Origin of the sequence: Nocardia amikacinitolerans (assembly GCF_900215415.1) — a bacterium.
In the GTDB taxonomy this organism is placed as follows: Bacteria; Actinomycetota; Actinomycetes; order Mycobacteriales; family Mycobacteriaceae; genus Nocardia; species Nocardia amikacinitolerans.
The window spans coordinates 503,334-518,753 of the sequence record NZ_OBEG01000004.1 but is presented as its reverse complement, the minus strand read 5'-3'; the positions used below and the strand labels follow the sequence as shown (position 1 = coordinate 518,753).

At 69.2% G+C, this 15,420-nt stretch carries 11 protein-coding genes; 6 read left to right on the top strand and 5 right to left on the bottom strand.

Annotated features, from left to right (window positions below; all coding sequences use genetic code 11):
- Positions 1–62 precede the first annotated feature (62 nt).
- From CRP45_RS20695 to CRP45_RS20685, 3 genes are all read left to right on the top strand, one after another.
- A complete protein-coding gene (locus CRP45_RS20695) occupies positions 63–542 on the top strand; it encodes a DUF5318 domain-containing protein (protein ID WP_245910269.1) in 480 nt (159 codons plus the stop codon).
- A gap of 637 nt (positions 543–1,179) precedes the next feature.
- A complete protein-coding gene (locus CRP45_RS20690; protein ID WP_281256208.1) occupies positions 1,180–3,519 on the top strand; it encodes a transglycosylase domain-containing protein in 2,340 nt (779 codons plus the stop codon).
- Positions 3,520–3,625: 106 nt separating this feature from the next.
- Positions 3,626–5,335 carry a glycosyltransferase family 87 protein gene (locus CRP45_RS20685; protein ID WP_245910303.1) on the top strand — a complete coding sequence of 570 codons (1,710 nt, stop codon included), beginning with the start codon at positions 3,626–3,628 and terminating at the stop codon, positions 5,333–5,335.
- An 86-nt stretch (positions 5,336–5,421) separates the two neighbouring features.
- On the opposite strand, the gene CRP45_RS20680 is transcribed toward CRP45_RS20685, so the two are convergent.
- Together CRP45_RS20680 and CRP45_RS20675 are read right to left on the bottom strand one after the other, a co-directional pair.
- A complete protein-coding gene (locus CRP45_RS20680; protein WP_097246698.1) occupies positions 5,422–6,996 on the bottom strand; it encodes a TerD family protein in 1,575 nt (524 codons plus the stop codon).
- Between the two features lie 43 nt (positions 6,997–7,039).
- On the bottom strand, positions 7,040–8,332 hold the full coding sequence (locus tag CRP45_RS20675; RefSeq protein WP_097246426.1) for a TerD family protein: 1,293 nt from the start codon (positions 8,330–8,332) through the stop codon (positions 7,040–7,042).
- 180 nt (positions 8,333–8,512) lie between these two features.
- On the opposite strand from CRP45_RS20675, the gene CRP45_RS20670 reads away from it, so the two are divergent.
- From CRP45_RS20670 to CRP45_RS20660, 3 genes are read left to right on the top strand one after another with little or no spacing between them, the layout of a single operon-like run.
- Positions 8,513–9,136, top strand: a complete 624-nt coding sequence (locus CRP45_RS20670; protein WP_097246425.1) for an AIM24 family protein — start codon at positions 8,513–8,515, stop codon at positions 9,134–9,136.
- 11 nt (positions 9,137–9,147) lie between these two features.
- On the top strand, positions 9,148–9,843 hold the full coding sequence (locus CRP45_RS20665; RefSeq protein ID WP_097246424.1) for an AIM24 family protein: 696 nt from the start codon (positions 9,148–9,150) through the stop codon (positions 9,841–9,843).
- A gap of 2 nt (positions 9,844–9,845) precedes the next feature.
- Positions 9,846–10,610, top strand: coding sequence for an AIM24 family protein (locus CRP45_RS20660; RefSeq protein ID WP_067786822.1), 765 nt, complete (start codon positions 9,846–9,848; stop codon positions 10,608–10,610).
- A 124-nt stretch (positions 10,611–10,734) separates the two neighbouring features.
- On the opposite strand, the gene CRP45_RS20655 is transcribed toward CRP45_RS20660, so the two are convergent.
- Genes CRP45_RS20655 through CRP45_RS20645 form a run of 3 tightly spaced genes read right to left on the bottom strand, consistent with a single transcriptional unit; the run spans position 10,735 to position 15,407 of the window.
- On the bottom strand, positions 10,735–11,577 hold the full coding sequence (locus CRP45_RS20655; RefSeq protein WP_097246423.1) for an HAD family hydrolase: 843 nt from the start codon (positions 11,575–11,577) through the stop codon (positions 10,735–10,737).
- A complete protein-coding gene (locus CRP45_RS20650) occupies positions 11,578–14,199 on the bottom strand; it encodes a phosphoribosyltransferase domain-containing protein (RefSeq protein WP_097246422.1) in 2,622 nt (873 codons plus the stop codon). It lies immediately after the preceding gene.
- Positions 14,196–15,407: an HpcH/HpaI aldolase/citrate lyase family protein gene (locus CRP45_RS20645; protein ID WP_097246421.1), complete on the bottom strand. Its 1,212-nt coding sequence runs from the start codon at positions 15,405–15,407 to the stop codon at positions 14,196–14,198. The genes CRP45_RS20650 and CRP45_RS20645 overlap by 4 nt, the downstream gene beginning before the upstream one ends.
- Positions 15,408–15,420 lie beyond the last annotated feature (13 nt).

Sequence of the window (15,420 nt, the reverse complement as noted above, 5' to 3'; positions counted from 1 at the left end):
GTTCCACCGGCGGAATTCGAACCGGCGGAGGGCGGGGCACCGCATCGACGGACGGCATGTGAATGCGCGCGAAGCCGCACGGACCGAGACGTCCGCGCCCGCACCCCGCTACTCTGGTTGGCGTGCGAATTCAGCGGCAGGTGGTCGACTACGCGCTCCGGCGCCGGTCGCTGCTGGCTGACGTCTATGCGGGCCGGGTCGATGTCGCCGAGGTGTGTGATGCAAATCCCTATCTCCTGCGTGCGGCGAAGTTCCACGGTCGGGGGAGCGAGGTCACGTGCCCTATCTGCCGGAAAGAACAGCTCACCCTCGTATCCTGGGTCTACGGCGACGGCCTGGGACCGGTAGCTGGTTCGGCTCGCACACCCGAGGAGCTCACGCGCCTCGCCGAGACTCGCGAGGAGTTCTCGGTTCATGTCGTCGAGGTATGCCGGAGCTGCAGCTGGAATCATCTGGTGCAGTCCTACGTGCTCGGCAACGCCCCGGCGCCCACGCGTCGCCGTTCGGGTACCCGAGCGAACCGACGTACCGCCGCCGAGTGATGTGCCTGGTCATCTGCCAGTTGGGTGACACGCGGAGCCAACACGTGTCCGCTGCGGTGCCCGTGACCGCACCGAACCAGCCTGACCGATACGAGTTATGGAGATCTTGTCAGTGAATTCGCCTTACGAGACTTCCCCCTACGGCGATGAACCGCACGGCGGCCGCACTCAGCGAAGTTCACAACCGGCTCCGAACCCGTCACCAGGCCAGCGCCAGGCGCCGCCGCCAGGTTTCCGTCCGCTACCGCCCCCCGGCGGCCCGCGGCAGGGTGGCCCGCGTCCCGGTGGTCCGCAGGGTGGCCCCATTGGGGGCGCGCGCGGCCCGCAGCCGCCGCATCGTCCCGGACCGCCGCCGCAGGGTCGCCCCCCGCAAGGTCGTCCCCCGCAGGGCCGCCCGCCGGAGGGTCGTCCGCCGGAGGGTCGTCCGCAGCCGCCCGGCGGCGCGGCGGGCGCCACCCAGCGCATTCAACGGCCCGGCCAGAATCCGCAGGGCGCGCCCCGGCCGAGCTCGCTGAGCGAGGCGGTCGCCGAGCGCGACCGGCGGTCCGGTCCGAGCGCCGCCGTCCGTCCCGCGGGCGCGCGGCCGAACACCGGCCAGCGGCCCGCGATCGACCGCGATCGTCGGCCGAACGGTCCGATCACCGGCGAGCGCCGCGCCCAGTCGGGTCAGCCGCCCTCGGGTCCGCCGCCGCGCCGCAACGGCGGCGGTGACGGTGGTTCCGGCGGGGCCGGCAAGCGACCCGGCGCGAAGCGGATTCCGTGGAAGCTGATCCGCCGGACCCTCTACGTGTGCATGGCCCTCGCGATCGTGGTGCCGAGCGCCGTCTTCCTCGTCGCCTACACCACGGTGTCGGTGCCGCAGCCCGGCGACCTGAAGACCAATCAGGTCGCGATGATCTACGCCAGCGACGGCAGCACGGTGCTGAGCAAGGTGGTTCCGCCGCAGGGCAACCGCACCGACGTGACCATCGAGCAGATCCCGCCGCACGTGCGCAACGCCGTCATCGCGGCCGAGGACCGGGACTTCTACACCAACCCCGGTTTCTCGATCTCCGGTTTCGTGCGCGCGGCCCGCGACAACGTCATGGGCAAGGAGAGCGCGGGCGGTGGTTCGACGATCACCCAGCAGTACGTGAAGAACGCGCTGGTCGGTGACGAACGCTCGCTCACCCGAAAGATGCACGAGCTGGTCATCTCGGCGAAGATGGCGCGGCAGTGGAGCAAGGACGAGATCCTCGCCGCCTATCTGAACACCATCTACTTCGGTCGCGGCGCCTACGGCATCGACGCGGCGTCCAAGGCCTACTTCAGCAAGCCGGTGCAGGATCTGACCGTCGCCGAGGGCGCGGTGCTCGCCGCCACCATCCAGCTGCCGTCGCTGCTGGATCCGGAGAAGAACCCGGAGGGCGCCAAGACCCGCTGGAACTACGTGCTCGACGGCATGGTCGACGGTGGCAACCTGAAGCCCGCCGACCGGCAGGGCATGCAGTACCCGCAGGTGACCCCCGTCGCGCAAACCCAGGACAAGACGCTGGATTCCGGACCCGAGGGTCTGATCAAGACCCGGGTGCTCGAGGAGCTTTCGGCGGCGGGCATCAGCGAGCAGCAGCTCAACACCGCCGGTCTGCAGATCACCACGACCATCGATCCGAAGGCCCAGCAGGCCGCGGTCGACGCCGCGACGAGCAAGATGCAGGGCGAGCCCGAGCAGCTGCGGACCGCGGTGGTGTCGATCGATCCGCGCACCGGCGCGGTGCGCGCCTACTACGGCGGCACCGACGGCCAGGGCTACGACTTCGCCAACGCGCCGCTGCAGACCGGTTCCTCGTTCAAGGTGGTCGGCTTGGCCGCGAACCTCGAACAGGGCATCCCGCTCTCGCAGATGTACGACAGCTCGCCGCTGACGGTGAACGGCATCAAGATCACCAACGTGGAGGGCGAGTCCTGCGGCATGTGCACCATCGCCGAGTCGCTGAAGCGTTCGCTGAACACCAGCTTCTATCGCATGCAGCTGGACATGGGCAACGGTCCGAGGAAGATCGCGGACATGGGCCACAAGCTCGGCATCCCCGAGGAGCTGCCGGGCGTCGGCAAGACGCTGTCGGAACCGGACGGCTCCGGCCCGAACAACGGCATCGTGCTCGGCCAGTACCAGGCCCGTCCGCTGGACATGGCCTCCGCCTACGCCACGCTCGCCGCGTCCGGCGTGTACCACCAGCCGCACTTCGTGCAGCGGGTGGTGACCGCCGACGGTCAGGTGCTGCTCGATCGCGGTGACGTCGCTGGGGAACAGCGCGTCTCTGCCGCCGTCGCCGACAACGTGACCGCGGCGATGAAGCCGATCGCGGCGTACTCGCGCAACCACGGCTTGGCCGGTGGTCGCGAGTCGGCGTCCAAGACCGGTACCGCCCAGCTCGGTGACACCGGCGAGAACAAGGACGCCTGGATGGTCGGCTACACCCCGTCGCTGTCCACCGCGGTCTGGGTCGGCAGCGTCGACAACTCGCCGCTGCGCAACTACGCGGGCGCCATGATCTACGGTTCCAGCCTGCCTTCGGACATCTGGAAGGCGACCATGGACGGGGCGCTGCAGGGCACGCCGACCGAGACCTTCCCGAAGCCCGCGCCGATCAAGGGCCAGGCGGGTGTCCCGGAGTGGACCGCGCCGTACACCCCGCCGTCGACCGTCGACGCGCCGGTGCCGCCGGTGGTGATCGCGCCGACCCAGGTGGAGATCCTGCCCGGCATCACCATCCCGGTCCCCGGCGTTCAGCCAAACCCGCAGACACAGCAACGCCCGCAGCAGCGTGAGCAGGATCCGGGCCCGCTGCCCGGCCAGCCGGTCGCCCCGACCGGCGGCGGCTCACCGACACAAACGGGCACGCCGCGTCCTGGCGGAACCGGAAACGGCGGGGGCGGAGCAGGCGACAGCGGCGAGGAAGAGGGCTCGAGCCCCCAGCCCACCCGCAGCCGCTAGTCGAGAGCTCGAAACCGAAGAGGCCGCCCGGACATCCTCCGGGCGGCCTCGCTTTTTATCGGACCTATTAGGCTCGGGTTTCGTGACCGATCAGCAAGTGGTGGACGTGCGGACGGGAGAGGCCGCGCGCTCCGGCGGGGGCTCTGGTGGCGGGACACACTACGCGGCGCCCGCGCCGCTGGCACCGGACCTGCGCTCGGCCGACGCGCGGGATCGCCCGAGCCGCAACGATTCCCTCGCCGCGCAGTTGAGCACTGTCGTCGGCGGGCCGGTGGGCGATCACGCGCTGATCGGCCGGGTCCGGTTCTGGACACCGCTGCGGGTGATCTTCGCCTGCACGGTGATCTTCCTGGCGCTTGGCTGGGCGACCAAGGCGGGCTGCATCCAGCAGACCGACGCGGGCGACGGCACGCTGACGCTGGACTGGAACAACGGCCGCCAGTACGTGGCGATGTGCTACTCGGACACCGTGCCGCTGTACGGCGCCGAACGCCTGGACGAGGGCGCGTTCCCGTACAAGAAGGCCTGGGTCGAGCAGACACCTGACGGCGGCCGCGAGACGCGATACATGGAATACCCGGTGCTCTCGGGCCTATACCAGTACGTGTCCATGCAGATCGCCAAGACCTGGGACGCGCTGCCGCTGCCCGGTGCGCTGCAAGTGGTCATCTACTTCAATGTCGTCGCGTTCGGCCTCGCCCTCGGCTGGCTGGTCACCGTGTGGGCCTCTGCGCTGCTCGCCGGACGCCGGATCTGGGACGCGGCACTCATCGCGTGCTCGCCGCTGGTGATCGTGCACGCGTTCACCAACTTCGACGCGCTCGCGACCGCCTTCGCCGCCACCGGCCTGCTGGCTTGGGCGCGGCGCAGACCGGTGCTCGCCGGTGTGCTGCTCGGGCTCGGCGGCGCGGCGAAGCTCTATCCGCTACTGCTGCTCGGTCCGATCGTGGTGCTGTGTCTGCGGGTCGATCCGATGCACCGAGTGCCGAGCGCCCGGCTCGGGCTGCGGATGCGCGATATCGACGGGTGGCGCGCCGCGCTGACCTGGGTACGCGAAACGCCGTACCGCATCCAGTTCTTCGGCTTCCGTCCGCTCGGCGCGGCCATCGTGGCGGTGGTGGCCGCGGCGGGCACCTGGCTGGCGGTGAATCTGCCGATCGCGGTGCTGTATCCGAACGGCTGGCGCGAGTTCTTCCGGCTCAACACCACCAGGCACGCCGACCCGGACTCCATCTACAACGTGATCACCTCGTTCACCGGCTGGACCGGATTCGACGGCGAACTCGACCACGGCGAGGCGCCGACCGTGCTGAACGCGGTCTCGCTGCTGCTGTTCGTGCTCGCCTGCGCCGCGATCGCCTACATCGCGCTCACCGCACCGCGCCGCCCGCGCCTTGCCCAGCTCTGCTTCCTGGTGGTCGCGGCGTTCCTGCTCACCAACAAGGTGTGGAGCCCGCAGTACTCGCTGTGGCTGGTGCCGCTCGCCGTGCTCGCACTGCCGCACCGCCGAATCCTGTTGGCCTGGATGACGATCGACGCGCTCGTCTGGGTGCCGCGCATGTTCTACTACCTCGGCCTCGACCGCAAGGGTCTGCCCGAGCAGTGGTTCACCGGGACCGTCGTCCTGCGCGACCTGGCGGTGCTCGGGCTCTGCGCGCTGATCGTCTGGCAGATCTACCGGCCGGGCGAGGACCTGGTGCGCCGCGATTTCGTCGACGACCCGGCGGGCGGCGTCATCGACCGCAGCGCCGACCCGCTACTCCCCTGGCTGCCGGAACCATTACGCCCCAGAAGAGTTCCCGCCCGCACGGGCTGACCCACCCGCGCGATATTCGACCGAAGGTGACTTCGAGTCGGTCTGGGTTGCTGGTGGTCACCTTCGGTCGGTCGCGGGCGTGCGCCCTACTCCGAACGCAGCAGCTTGGCCGCGCGGTCCGGGTCGCGCGGCAGCAGATCCAACTCCAACTGCCAGGCGCTGCCGGTCCACGGATCGAACAGCGGGGTGTCCTCCACGGTCGGCAGATGGCGGCAGGCCTGTGACAGCGCCGCGACGGTGCCGTCCGGCGATTCGGATTCGTCGCTGCCGACGATCACGATGGACAGTCCGATCAGATCGCCGCGCAGGGTCAGCGCCGTGATGCGCTGGGCGTCGGAGGCCTGGTACCCGTGCGGGAAGTCGGCGGCGAGCAGTACCCGATGCTCGACGGGTGGCGTGAAAGCTCCACTGTTGTAAGCCATTTCGGCCAGTTCGGCTGCGTCGACGAGGGCTTGCAGCCGCGCCGAGATCTCGCCGTGGTCGGTGATCGGCGGGCCGTTCAGCACCGGTCCGAGCGGCGCGAGCAGCCCGGTGAACGCGCCGGTCAGGTCGATGGCATCGATGCGGGTGCGTTTGCCGGGATCGGACGCGAGGAGCCGGGCAAGCAGCGCGCCGACCACCGGGACGACCGCCGCCGAATGCTCGGTGTCGATCCACAGCGGCCTGGTCAGCGGCACCGGCACGCAGTACGGGATGCGCAGCGGTCCGCGTTCGATCGCGTACAGCTCACCCAGTCGGATGCCGTCGCTCGGCTTGGCGCGGCCTTCCCAGGCCGGTGACGACCAAGAGGCCAGCGCGGGCGGCAGCAACCGGTCGGCCTCGGCGAGTTCGCGCATCAGATGCTCGCTGTCGCGCCGATGATTGGCCTCGGCGACCCCGACGAGCTCGTCGCTGCGGCGTTGCGCCTCTTGGCGTTTGACCTCGGCGACCGGGGTGTTCCTGGTCGCGGGATCGGAGACCGCGGCCGAGAGTTCGTCGTCCAGCCGTTTCGCCGCGTAGTCCCGTGCCGAGATGAGCGCGGCGGCCGAGCGGGCCGCGTCCTCGAAGATCATCCACAGCCGTTCCAGGCCGTGCGACACCTCCAGCGCAGGGGCGCCGGTCGGATGCTGGGCCTGCTGCGGTCCGGCGATGGCGTCGCGGTCGCCCGCCGGGTGCGGTGCGTGTGCCGCGACATCCGGTCCGCCGGACACCTCGACGCCGTGCGCCGGCAGCAGCACCGGCAGCCCGCCCGCGTAGCCCTGGCCGACGGCGCGCACCTTCCACGCGTCCCCGCGCCGGTAGACCTCGAGGCAGATCAACGCCGCCTCCCCCGCCGCGGGCGCGATCGCGAATTCCGCTGTGACCGTGCCGTTCTCGGCGAGTGACGCGGTCACGGGCCCGAGCTCGCCGCCGCCGGGCGCGGCGGGATCGGCGCTCACCACCAGCAGGACCGCCTTGGCGTCAGCGCGCACCTCTTCGAGCGTGATGCGCACCTCGTCGCCGTCCAGCGCGACGCCGCCGGTGCTCGGCTGGTTGTAGAAGACGAAGTCCGACGCGTCGAACACGCGCAGGTTCTCCGCCACCACCAGCGCGGAAACATCCAGCGCCGCATCGGCTTTTGCCCCGAACCGAAGCACATCGCCGGTCAGCGGAATGTTCTGGCCCGCCTTCAGTTGAATCACGTTGTCCGCCATGCTCTTCGCGCGTGCCCCCGGTGAGCCCGCCTCAGAGGAAGCGGCCCAGCTGGGGAATCGCCTCGCCGGGATGTTTGGCCTGGAAGCCCTCGCCGAGCGCCTGCATCTTCCAGTCGGCGCCGACCCGGAACACCTTCGCCATCGCCATCGCGGTGAACGCCATGCCGCCCGCCATGGTGTAGCGAGCCAGCTCGGCGTTGTTGGAGCCGTCGACGAGGCGGCAGAACGCGTTGCGCACCTGCTCGAAGGTGTGGCCCTTGTAGGAGGTCACGATGAACACCAGCGAGGTGATGTGCGCCGGAATCCTGGTCAGGTCGACCAGGATGACCTCGTCGTCGCCCTCGCCCTCGCCGGTCAGGTTGTCGCCCTGGTGGCGCACCGAGCCGTCCTTGGAGGAGAGCTGACCGTAGTAGGCGTAGTCGGCCGGGTTGCCGTCGGCGAACATGATCACCGAGGCGTCCAGGTCGATGTCGACGGTGCGGTTGCCGAACATGCCGCGGGTCTGCACCGGATCCCAGCCGAGACCCATCTTCACGAAGGTCAGCGCCTGGCCGCCCTCCTTGCGCAGCGTGACGCGCTGACCCTTTTGCAGGCTGACCGGGCGGTCCTTGCTCAGGCTCACCTCGCCGGTCGGCTGCGCGGCGGGTTGCGGCGCGGCAGCCGGACCGGGCGGCGGCGGGTAGCCACCGCCGGTCGGCGGCGCGTACCCGGCGCCGGGCGGCGGGTACGACGAGCCGGTGGACGCGTACTGCGGCGACTGCTGGGCAGGGGCCGTCTGCTGCGGGTAATGCGTCGGCGGCGCCTGCTGGGTCGAGGGCGCCTCGTCGACGGTCACGCCGTGATCGGTGACCAGCGCCGCGAAACCACCGGCGTAGCCCTGCCCGACGGCGCGCACCTTCCAGGAGCCCTGGCGGCGGTACAGCTCGAGCGCGATGACGATGGACTCGGTGTCGAGTCCATCGATCCGGTACTCGTACAACGGATTACCGCCCGCGTCGGAGACGATGGCGACCGGCGGCGCGGTCCTGCCGAAGTTGCTGGACGCGTCGTCGAGGGTGATCACCGCGCGAATCTGGTCGATATCGGCGGGCACCGAGTTCAGCGACACGGCGAGCGAGGCGGGTTGCCCGGAAGGTGCGGGCTGCAGGTTGACGCCGGGGCCGTTGGGCTGGTTGAAGAAGACGAAGTCCGCGTCCGAGCGGACCTTGCCCCGCTCGGTCACCAGCAGTGCGGACAGGTCCGCCGGTGCCGACAGCTGGACGGAGATCACCACATCGTTGGTGGCCAGCGGGCCGTTCTGGCCCTTGGCGAGTGTTGCGGACAAGGTCGACCCTTCGCTTGTCGGTGCGTACGGTTGCCACTCTACGAGAAACGGCCCGGCCACCGCCGAAGTAAACGCCGCGCGGGGCGTTGCGAATCGCGCGTGTCCATTACAGTGACCGCTGGCAGCGGAACGTGACGACGACCCATGTTCCGATAACGCGACAGCAGGGCAAACTCCCAGATGGCACAACTTTTCGAACAGTCGAAGAAGGTGGTCGAGGCCCACCTCGCCGGAACGAGCGTCCGTGCGATCGCCGGGTCGATGATCGCCTACGAAGGAAACGTGCAGTTCAAGGCCGCCGGGTTCGGCGGAGGCGACGGCGTGCTCGCCGGCCTCAAGCGGCGCGCCACCGGCGAGAAGCTGTCGCTGATGGAGTGCGGCGGGAACGGCAGGGTCTTCTTCGCGGTGAACGGCCAGCACGTGTCGGTGGTGAACCTGAACGGCGAGACGCTGCAGGTGGAATCGCAGCAGCTGCTCGCCTTCGCCGGGAATCTGCGCACCGACGTGCGTTTCGCGGGCTTGCGCGGCGCGTCCACCGGAGCGGGGCTGTTCACCACCACCGTCACCGGACAGGGACAGGTCGCGCTGCTCTCCGCGGGCGGCCCGCTGATCCACCTGGAGGTGTCGCCGCAGTATCCACTGGTGGTCGATCCGGACGCGTTCGTCGCCGCGCAGGGCAATCTGAACCAGTCCTTCGTCACCGATGTCTCGTGGCGGACCATGGTGGGTCAGGATGCGGGCGAGGCGTTCTCGCTGCGCTGGGAAGGCCAAGGCGTCGTGTTGATCCAGCCTGCGGAACGGTAAGGGGCCCTGCGGTGTTCGAGAAAGTCAACAGCAAGGTCGTCAAGGTCGACGTCGGCATGGCGGGCGGCGTCGTCGCACGCAGCGGCGCGATGCTGTACTACAGCGGCGATGTTTCCTTTGCGCCGCACCAGATTCCGGGCGCGCAGGGCATGGGCGGCGGCGGGCTGATGGGCATGGCGGGCCGCATGATGGCGGGTGAGCACGAGCGGACCATGCTCGCGCAGGGCAACGGCCAGGTGCACTACGGCTTCGCGGGGCTCGAGGTGCACGTCGTGCAGATGCAGCCCGGCGCGTCGCTGCGGGTGGAAGCCTCACGGCTGCTTGCCAATACGGCCGGATTGCAGAGTTCGATCGTCTCCGTGGCGAGTTCCGGCGGCGGTGGTGGCGGTGGTGGTCTGATGGGCGCGCTGCGCGGTGCGGCCTCCGGTGCGCTGACCGGGCAGGGCATGTTCACCACCCAGCTGTCCGGGCACGGCGCGGCGGTGCTGCTCGCGCACGGCGGATTCCTGGAACTGCAAGTGGGCGGGCCGAATCCGATCGTGGTCGACCCGCAGGCGTTCGTCGCCGCGTACGGCAATGTGCAGACCGAACTGAAGACCGCGCTGAGCTGGCGTGACGCGGTCGGGCGCGGCTCCGGCGAGGCGATGCAATTGCATTGCGTCGGACAGGGTGTCGTCTACGTGCAGGCCTCCGAAGAGAAGTTGTGACCATGGCCCAGATCCTGAACCCGATGACGCTCGGCGAAAGCGACAACATCCCGGGCAACAGCTACGCCTACTGCATCGACCTCAACAAGCCGTGGTTCATGCGCAAGGGCGCGATGATCGCCTACTACGGCCAGATGAACTTCCAGCTGCTCACCCACGGCCTGCACGGCGGGCTGATGCACATGGTGTCGCAGCAGTTCTCGGCCCCGTTGTTCACCAACGACTACGTCGTCGCCGAGGGCCACGGCAAGCTGATCATCGGTGACCGCGGCTACGACATCAATTCCTTCGATCTCGACGACGGCAACCTCACCATCCGCGCGGCCAACCTGCTCGCCTTCGAGCCCGGTCTCGCGCTGAAGCAGTCGATCGTGCCCGGGTTCCTCACCCTGATCGGCACCGGCAAGTTCCTCGCCTCCTCCAACGGCCCGGTGATCTTCGCCGAACCGCCGCTGCGGGTCGACCCGGAATCGCTTGTCGGCTGGGCCGACTGCCCCTCCCCCAGCCACCACTACGACCACCAGTGGGTCTCCAGCTTCCTGGCGGCGGGCGCGGCGCGCTTCGGCGTGAACTCCGGCGAGGAGCGGCAATTCGACTTCACCGGCGCCGGAACGGTACTCATCCAGTCCAGCGAGAAGGTCATGAGCGACTCGGTGCTCGTGCGCACCATCGAGGGCCAGTTGCAGAGCGGCGTCACCGTCGGCGGCCTGCAACGCCTCCAGGGTGTGATCGCCCAGCAGCTCGCGGGTCAGCAGCAGCACTACTGAGGGCAGGCGACCGGCTCGACAACCGCGCCGGTCGCCAAGCCTGTCGACCGAAGGTGACCGTCAGCCATCCAGGCCGACCGAAAGTCACCTTCGGTCTAATTGGTTGGCGCGGGCGGGTCGGGGTTCAGGCGGTGAGTGGGGCCGACTTTATGAACCAGTTGATGATTTCTTCGCCTGCGAGGATGCCGGTGGCGCGGGTGATGGTGAGGTTGGGGCTGGTCCAGTTGAGTTGTTCGAGTTCGCCGTGCCGCGGGCGGATGGCGGAGTCGGCGGCGCGCAACATTTCTGCGTCGAGTGCGCCGTCGCCTGCGGCGAAAGTCTTGGCAGCGTCGGTGAGTTCGCCGGATTCCAGCAGGCGGCGGCGCACCTCGGCGACCGCGACGCTCTTGCACACCGACTGCGGCATCGTGTAGATCTTGCGGCCCTGCTGGGAGGCCGACCAGCCGCGCTCACGGCACCAGGCGTCCCATTCGGCGAGAAAGCCATCGGGCACCGCCTTGGGCTTGACCACCAGGTAGCAGAAGAGATGGTCGGCGACGCGGAACTTGGTCACCCAGGAGTCATCGATCCTGGCGCGTAGCTCCGCACTCACCTCCGAAAGGGTGGCGCCGCTCTGGCGCACTTTCACGTCGATGTCGATGCGCCAGCGCATATCCGGGACGCCGTCGACCAGGATGTTGCCGCCGTTGCTCGTGATCGCGTAGCGCCAGGGCGCCCCGGGTAGTCGAATCCGGTTGAACTGCTTGATGGTCCGGGTCGTCGTCGGGATGACGGCCGCCGGTTGGGTAAGCGTCTGCATGCGCAGCGCCGCGGCCGTCGTCATGAACGACAGCGGCGCGCCCTCCAGATGTTCGACGCACACCATCGGCACCTCCGAGGCGGTGCTGAAAGCGTTGCGCGAGTAGATCATCGTGCGGTCGAGATCGGTGGCGACTAGCGCTTGTCTTCGTGGTCTTACCAGTAGCATCTACTTCGGTACTTCCTTGATCAATCCCATGCACGAGTACGCCAGGTCGGGGACGACCTCGACGGGCACACCGCGCGCGGCGGCGAGCATCCGAATGTGCGCGTGCTCGGGGGCGTCGGCCTCGCGGACCAGCACCCGCCACGGCACGCGGCGCAGCAGCACCCGGGTGGTCTCACCGACCCCCGGCTTCACGAAATTCACACTGGCGATGCCGTATTCGGCACGCACTTTCTCCACCGAGGACCAGCCGGTCCAGGTGGGAGTCCGGTCCGAGCCGAGCACCGCGGCCAGCTCGGCGGGCACGCGCGGGCGTACGGCGTCGAAGGCGCCGGTGACGGCGTCGAGCAAGCGACCGGAGACGTCGTCGGCCGCCAGTTCGCGATAGAACTTCGCGCCGTGGAAGTCTCCGGGCCCGATGAGCGTGTCGTTCAGTACGGTGCGCGAGATCAGGCCCGACACCGTGGAATTGAGGCAGGCCGAGGCGATCAGGAAATCATCGCGGGTGCCGTAGGTGCGCACGCAGTGGCCGGGATCGGCTAGCACAGCGAGTTCGTCGTCGAATCGCGCGCCGCCCGCCGCGTGATAGGCGTCGAGCGCCTCGGTGAGCTCCTTGGTGATCGCGCCCTTGCCGGTCCAGCCGTCGACGAACACCACCGACGCCGGATCATGATGCTCGGCAAGGTAATCCAGCGCGACTGCATCGATGCCGCGATCGCGCACGATGGACACCGCGTAGTGCGGCACGTTCAGGCTGGGCAGCCCGTCGCCGCGGCCCGAGCGCAACCAACGCTTCATCAGGATGCCCACCGGCGTCCCCGCGCGCGCGAGCGACACCAACACGATGTCCTCGCCCCGCTCGGCGACCACGAGTTCGGCGACGGTGCCCACGGCCAGCGCAAGCCGCTCGGCGCTCTCGGCGAGCACCTCGTCGAACAGACTCCGGTAGGCGGCATCCGGCTGGTACTCGATCGGCAGCGATTCCGCGTAGTGCGCGACGCCCGCTTGGATGCGGCGCTCCCGCTCGGCGATGTCGGCCTCGAGGTCGGCGTCGGACAGATCCTTCAGCAGCCAGGAGACCTCGTCGGCCGCGTACGAACCGAACTCCGGTCCGTACAGCGGCGCGGGTAGCGGCAACTCCTCGGTCGCCACCGGCGTCGTCTCGGTTCGCATCACGCGGTTCGTCTCGACCTCCCTGTCCGTAGCCGCCGACGCATGGAGAACCGCGCGCCGCTCGCTGTCCAACTTACGCGGATCGGCGCCCGGCACGACCGCTACCAGCACGTCCGCGCCGGAAGCGGTGAGGACGTCGACCAAACCGCCGTCCGCGAGCAGCTCCGGCGTGTCGGCGGGCGGGTCGAGCACCACGACGAGGATCGGGTTGATTTCGCTCGGTCCGTCGCCCGCAGTCCGCGCATCGTCGCACGCAGCGAGCACATCGTCGGCCGAGCGCTGCGCCGTCAGCTCGCGCAGCTCGGCATCGAAATCCTGCGGCCAGCAGGCGTTGTAGAGATAGCGCGGCGCTTCCGCGTCGGGTTCCGGTGCGAGGAAACGGAATCCGCGCCGCAGCGGGTACCCCGGCTCGTCCAGCACGTAGGCGGGCGAGCGGGTGGTGGTCTGATACCTGGTCGGGATGCCCGACTCGGCCAGCGCTGCGGCCAACCGGAGCGGCAGGTACATCAGCTCCTCGTGCCCTAGCACGATGACCGGACGGTCCGGCGCGTCAACGGCCAGGCGGGCGGACAGCACCGTCGCCGCCGCGGCGACGGCGGATTCGAAAGCCGCGGTGTCGGAATCGAGTATCCCGTGCCGCCCGCCTTCGGGCACCGAGTCTGGCCAGGGCAGTTCGATGCGACCGAACGAACCCCGCTGCTCAGCAACGGGATTCAGCTCGGGATCGGGCATCGACGTGACGGCATCGGTGAGGCCGTCGGGCAGCTTCGTCAATCCCGAAGCCAGGCACACAGTGTCGATGCGAGCGCCGAGTTCGGCAGCGGCGCTCTCGAATCGAGCCCGGTCCTCCTCGGTACGCATGTCCACCAGCGAAGCGAGCACGTAGTGCGAACGCGGCGAGAACCCGTGCAGCGCGCGCACCGCGTCGATCGCCGTGGCGCCGGTGGAGATCTCGTCGTCGACCAGCACCAGCGGCAGGTCGTTGCGGAAGATCTCGGCGGGCGCGGGTTGCAGCAGGTGCGAGGTGGCGTGCGAGTGCCCTTCCTCGAAACCGGCCAGCGTCTCGGCCTCCGGCACGTCGCGGCGCGTCGAATGCAGGTAGCACCGCGCGCCGATCCGTGCCGCGACCGTGTGGCCGAGACCCGTTGCTGTCTCGGCGAATCCGAGCACGACCGCCTGCGCCGATCCGCCCGCACGCTCGTCGAGGACGGCACGCACCAGATCACCGAGCCGGTTGCCCGCGTCGAGCACCACCCGCGGATCGGTGGGCAGGTGCTTGCCGAGCACCGTCGAGACAAGCAGGTGCGCCCGGCGCGGATTGCGCCGCAGACCGGGTTCGATCAGCATCTCGATCGACAGCTCGGCGGGCAGCACGCCGTCGGAACTCGTGCCGTGACAAGACAGATGATGAAGTTCGATACCGAGTGTTCGCGTCGCCCAGGGCCCGCTCATACCTTCACCAACGCCGTGAGCAGATCCACGAAAGAAACTCCCTTGTTCGCCACACCGAACACCCGCGCCCGCAGCAGCGTCTGCCGAGCCCAACTGCGGTGTGGCCGCATCTCGTTCATCTTGTTGCGGTAACCCGAGGCCGCCACCCCGCCCACGTCGACCTGAAGGATGTCGAGCGCGTCGGAGTACTCCTCGTGCGACACCACCGACAGCGCGTGCACCGCCGCGACGTGCGAGGGGTGGATCACCGTCTTGCCCTGGATGCCGTTGGCACGGTCCAGGGTGATCTCGCGAAGCAGTCCGTCCAGATCCCGGCTGACCAGGTACTGCCGAAACGGCACCGCGTCGGACTCCTCGAACGGCGCCGTGCGCAGCAGCGGCCGGAACATACGCTCGTGATCGGCGAAGTACTCCCACACCGGTCCGGTGATCACGAAGCCGGTGCCGTCGGCCCGGCCGAGGTAGTTCACGATGTCGGCGATGACGTCGGCGACGACACGCACGTCGTAGATGGTCAGGTCGCGGTCGCGGCGGATGCCGAAGGTCGAGCACATGTCGGTGGCGCCGACCCGCACCGCGAGTACCCGTTCCCGGTGCTCGGCCAGCATGGCCGCGATGTTCGTCAGCTCCTGATCGCGGGTCTGACGGTGCACGAGGGCGGCCGACTCGAGCACCGGCATGCCGTAGAGCGGCCGAGCCAATCTTTCGGCCGCCGCTTCCAGCGCGTCCAGATAGGCGCGGCCGGTGGAGCTGTCGAACTTCGGGAAGACGAAGCCGGTCAGCGCGGGCGCGCCCGCCCCGAGTTGGTCGACGATCTCGCCGATGGCGCTCGCCTCGCGCACGCGAATGAACAGCAGCGGGTTGGGGGCCGAGCTGGCCGCCAGTTCCCCGAGCGCGTCGACGGCCTGTTTCTTCGCGAGCTCCACCTCGTCGTCGGCGACGGCGTCCTCGAGGTCGATCACCATCGAGCAGACGCCGCGGTCGGCGCGGCGCCGGATGGTCTCGGCGAGATCGGGTCTGGTGGCAGGCGCGTACAAGGTCGCGCCGAGTCCGTACGCGAGCAGATCCCGGTCGGTGTGCTCACCGAACGGTTCGGGCTGGCGGTGGAAGAGATGTCTGGCGTCGGGGCCTTGCAGCTGCCGAAAGTGGCGCAGCGGCAGTCGCTTCCGCAGGGATACTTCCTGCTGGACGGCGACGGGAGCGGTCATCGGTGCTCCGTCC

What these genes read in the sequence shown, in the direction of transcription:
- CRP45_RS20695 (WP_245910269.1), top strand. Translation starts at nt 63, where the DNA reads ATGCGCGCGAAGCCGCACGGACCGAGACGTCCGCGCCCGCACCCCGCT.
- CRP45_RS20670 (WP_097246425.1), top strand. Translation starts at nt 8,513, where the DNA reads ATGGCACAACTTTTCGAACAGTCGAAGAAGGTGGTCGAGGCCCACCTC.
- CRP45_RS20660 (WP_067786822.1), top strand. Translation starts at nt 9,846, where the DNA reads ATGGCCCAGATCCTGAACCCGATGACGCTCGGCGAAAGCGACAACATC.
- CRP45_RS20655 (WP_097246423.1), bottom strand. Translation starts at nt 11,577, where the DNA reads ATGCTACTGGTAAGACCACGAAGACAAGCGCTAGTCGCCACCGATCTC.
- CRP45_RS20650 (WP_097246422.1), bottom strand. Translation starts at nt 14,199, where the DNA reads ATGAGCGGGCCCTGGGCGACGCGAACACTCGGTATCGAACTTCATCAT.
- CRP45_RS20645 (WP_097246421.1), bottom strand. Translation starts at nt 15,407, where the DNA reads ATGACCGCTCCCGTCGCCGTCCAGCAGGAAGTATCCCTGCGGAAGCGA.